Here is a 4055-nt window from a genome sequence, read left to right on the forward strand (position 1 = left end):
TAGTCATGATAATAGGGCCTTCTGATTAGAAGGCCCTATTATCAATGATTTTTATCCTCGTGACGACACTATCTAGCCAATGAGTAGCAATGACCTGGTGGAACAGATCATGGCTCAGGTGATCGCCAAAGTGTCCTCACCGGCACCCGCGACCTCCCCTACTGTAACCCACCCCAAACGAGAGACGGCTATGGCAGAGAAAAGCTGCAGTTTAACGGAATTTGTTGGTACGGCGATCGGCGACACCGTTGGTCTGGTGATCGCGAACGTGGATAGCGCACTGCTTGATGCAATGAAACTGGAAAAACGCTACCGCTCAATCGGCATCCTCGGCGCACGTACAGGTGCAGGTCCACACATCATGGCGGCAGACGAAGCCGTCAAGGCAACTAACACCGAAGTGATCAGCATTGAATTACCACGTGACACCAAAGGCGGTGCGGGCCACGGCTCACTGATCCTGTTCGGCGGTAATGATGTCTCCGACGTTAAACGCGCCATCGAGGTTGCTCTGAAAGAACTCGATCGCACCTTCGGCGATGTTTATGCCAACGAAGCTGGCCACATCGAAATGCAATACACCGCCCGTGCCAGCTACGCGCTGGAGAAAGCCTTTGGCGCACCGGTTGGCCGTGCCTGCGGCGTGATCGTTGGTGCACCGGCCTCCGTCGGCGTGTTGATGGCCGATACAGCACTGAAATCCGCCAACGTGGAAGTGGTGGCATATAGCTCGCCGGCAAAAGGCACCAGCTACAGCAACGAAGCCATATTGGTTATCTCCGGCGACTCCGGTGCTGTGCGTCAGGCCGTCATTTCTGCCCGTGAAATCGGTAAAACCGTACTGGGCACGCTGGGTGCAGAGCCGAAAAACGACCGCCCGTCCTACATCTGATAACAGAGAGGCTGTTTCATGAGATCGAAACGATTTGAAGCGCTGGCGAAACGCCCTGTTAACCAGGACGGCTTTGTGAAGGAGTGGATTGAAGAAGGCTTTATCGCAATGGAAAGCCCGAACGATCCCAAACCCTCTATTCGCATCGTCGACGGCGTGGTAACCGAACTGGACGGTAAACCCGTCAGTAAATTTGACCTGATTGACCACTTTATTGCCCACTACGGTATCAACCTGGATCGCGCGGAAGAAGTGATGGCGATGGACTCCGTCAAGCTCGCCAACATGCTCTGCGATCCTAACGTTAAGCGTAGCGATATCGTACCGCTCACCACTGCAATGACGCCGGCAAAAATTGTCGAAGTGGTGTCACACATGAACGTGGTGGAAATGATGATGTCGATGCAGAAAATGCGCGCGCGTCGTACACCATCGCAACAGGCACACGTCACCAACGTAAAAGACAACCCGGTGCAAATTGCAGCCGATGCAGCCGAAGGTGCATTCCGTGGATTCGACGAACAGGAAACCACCGTCGCGGTTGCTCGTTACGCCCCCTTTAACGCTATCGCGCTGCTGGTCGGCTCACAGGTTGGACGCCCTGGCGTATTAACCCAGTGCTCACTGGAAGAAGCTACCGAACTGAAACTCGGCATGCTTGGCCACACCTGCTATGCGGAAACCATCTCCGTTTATGGTACAGAGCCTGTGTTTACCGACGGTGACGATACGCCGTGGTCAAAAGGCTTCCTGGCCTCTTCCTATGCCTCACGCGGTTTGAAAATGCGCTTTACCTCCGGTTCCGGCTCAGAAGTACAGATGGGTTATGCCGAAGGCAAATCGATGTTGTACCTGGAAGCACGCTGTATCTACATAACCAAAGCAGCGGGTGTTCAGGGTCTGCAAAACGGCTCCGTAAGCTGCGTTGGCGTCCCTTCCGCCGTACCTTCGGGGATTCGCGCCATTCTTGCCGAAAACCTGATTTGCGCCGCACTGGATCTGGAGTGCGCATCCAGTAACGACCAGACCTTTACCCACTCGGATATGCGTCGTACCGCCCGTCTGCTGATGCAGTTCCTGCCGGGTACCGACTTTATCTCCTCCGGTTATTCCGCGGTGCCTAACTACGACAACATGTTCGCGGGCTCCAACGAAGATGCAGAAGACTTTGACGACTACAACGTTATCCAGCGCGACCTGAAAGTTGACGGTGGTTTACGTCCGGTGCGCGAAGAAGACGTCATCGCTATTCGTAACAAAGCCGCTCGCGCCTTGCAGGCCGTCTTCGCAGGCATGGGATTACCCCCGATCACTGACGAAGAAGTGGAAGCCGCAACTTACGCCCACGGCTCAAAAGACATGCCAGAGCGCAACATCGTCGAAGACATCAAGTTCGCCCAGGAAATCATCAATAAGAACCGTAACGGTCTCGAAGTGGTGAAAGCCCTGTCGCAGGGCGGTTTTAACGATGTCGCACAAGACATGCTGAACATTCAAAAAGCCAAACTGACCGGTGACTACCTGCATACCTCCGCCATTATCGTCGGCGATGGCCTGGTGCTTTCTGCGGTAAACGATGTGAACGACTATGCCGGTCCGGCAACAGGTTATCGCCTGCAAGGTGAACGCTGGGAAGAGATCAAAAACATCCCGGGTGCACTCGATCCGAACGAAATGGGCTAAGGGGTGAATGATGGAAATCAACGAAAAATTGCTGCGCCAAATCATCGAAGATGTGCTGGCAGAGATGCAAACCAGCGATAAAAAGGTCTCGTTTAGCGCCCAGCCAGGCAGTGCAGCAAAACCTGCTGCAACGGCGGAAGGTGGCTTTCTGACGGAAATTGGCGAAGCGAAACCCGGTACCCAACAGGATGAAGTAATCATCGCCGTTGGCCCTGCTTTCGGTCTTTCACAAACCGTGAATATCGTCGGTTTACCGCACAAGAGCATCCTGCGCGAAGTTATTGCCGGTATTGAAGAAGAAGGCGTGAAGGCACGTGTAATCCGCTGCTTCAAATCGTCTGACGTGGCGTTCGTCGCTGTGGAAGGCAACCGTCTGAGCGGCTCGGGCATCTCTGTGGGTATCCAGTCAAAAGGCACTACGGTCATCCACCAACAAGGGTTACCGCCGCTTTCTAACCTGGAACTCTTCCCGCAGGCACCGCTACTGACGCTGGAAACTTACCGTCAGATTGGCAAAAACGCTGCGCAATACGCGAATCGCCGCAACCAGTACCGACTCTTAACGATCAGATGGCGCGCCCGAAATATCAGGCCAAATCCGCCATCCTGCATATCAAAGAGACCAAGTACGTCGTGACGGGGAAAAACCCGCAAGAGCTGCGCGTTGCGCTTTAAAAGGACAACACCATGAATTCTGACGCAATTGAATCAATGGTTCGTGATGTGCTGAGCCGGATGAATAGCCTGCAGGGGGCGGCCCCGGTAACGGCATCCACCGCGCCATCAGGCGGCACCACGCACCAGGCCAAAGTTAGCGATTACCCGCTGGCGAACAAACATCCGGATTGGGTGAAAACATCCACCAACAAAACTCTGGATGAGCTAACGCTGGAGAGCGTGCTGAACGGGAAAATCACCGCACAGGATATGCGTATCACGCCGGAAACCCTGCGTATTCAGTCATCCATCGCGCGTGATGCCGGTCGTGACAGGCTGGCAATGAACTTCGAACGCGCAGCGGAACTGACCGCCGTACCGGATGACCGCATTCTGGAAATCTATAACGCGCTGCGCCCTTACCGTTCAACCAAGCAAGAGTTGCTGGATATCGCAGAGGATCTGGAAAGCCAATACAAGGCAAAAATCTGCGCGGCGTTTGTGCGTGAGGCAGCGGCCCTTTACGTCGAGCGTAAGAAACTCAAAGGCGATGATTAACCACAGGGATGACTTATGCGTTATATAGCTGGCATTGATATAGGTAACTCGTCAACCGAAGTGGCTTTGGCCGCCATGGATGAGACTGGCGCACTGAACATTGTGAGCAGTTCGCTTGCGGAAACGACGGGTATTAAAGGCACACTGCGCAACGTGTTCGGCATTCAGGAAGCACTGAACAAAGTTGTGGCTAGGCTGTGTCCCTTAATTGCATAACCTCTTGTAAAACAATCGGATGCAACCCAGCTTGACCATTGAAAGATAA

3 protein-coding genes and 2 pseudogenes are annotated in these 4055 nt (G+C 53.9%); all 5 read left to right on the forward strand.

What is annotated here, in order from left to right; all coding sequences use genetic code 11:
* Positions 1-79 precede the first annotated feature (79 nt).
* A complete protein-coding gene (gene pduB / locus ACSZPU_RS23930; RefSeq protein ID WP_499004021.1) occupies positions 80-892 on the forward strand; it encodes a propanediol utilization microcompartment protein PduB in 813 nt (270 codons plus the stop codon).
* Between the two features lie 18 nt (positions 893-910).
* On the forward strand, positions 911-2575 hold the full coding sequence (gene pduC / locus ACSZPU_RS23935) for a propanediol dehydratase large subunit PduC (protein ID WP_499004023.1): 1665 nt from the start codon (positions 911-913) through the stop codon (positions 2573-2575).
* A gap of 10 nt (positions 2576-2585) precedes the next feature.
* A pseudogene (locus ACSZPU_RS23940) lies at positions 2586-3250 on the forward strand (propanediol/glycerol family dehydratase medium subunit).
* Between the two features lie 12 nt (positions 3251-3262).
* Positions 3263-3790, forward strand: coding sequence for a propanediol dehydratase small subunit PduE (pduE, locus tag ACSZPU_RS23945; RefSeq protein WP_499004026.1), 528 nt, complete (start codon positions 3263-3265; stop codon positions 3788-3790).
* 15 nt (positions 3791-3805) lie between these two features.
* Positions 3806-3985, forward strand: a pseudogene (locus ACSZPU_RS23950) (hypothetical protein); the annotation flags it as partial.
* Between the last annotated feature and the right edge of the window lie 70 nt (positions 3986-4055).

The organism is Phytobacter sp. V69, assembly GCF_965644215.1.
Lineage (GTDB): Bacteria > Pseudomonadota > Gammaproteobacteria > Enterobacterales > Enterobacteriaceae > Phytobacter.

Bases quoted from the DNA above. Each gene is read 5' to 3' on its own strand.
- pduC (WP_499004023.1), top strand. From the start codon at position 911: ATGAGATCGAAACGATTTGAAGCGCTGGCGAAACGCCCTGTTAACCAG.
- pduB (WP_499004021.1), top strand. From the start codon at position 80: ATGAGTAGCAATGACCTGGTGGAACAGATCATGGCTCAGGTGATCGCC.
- pduE (WP_499004026.1), top strand. From the start codon at position 3,263: ATGAATTCTGACGCAATTGAATCAATGGTTCGTGATGTGCTGAGCCGG.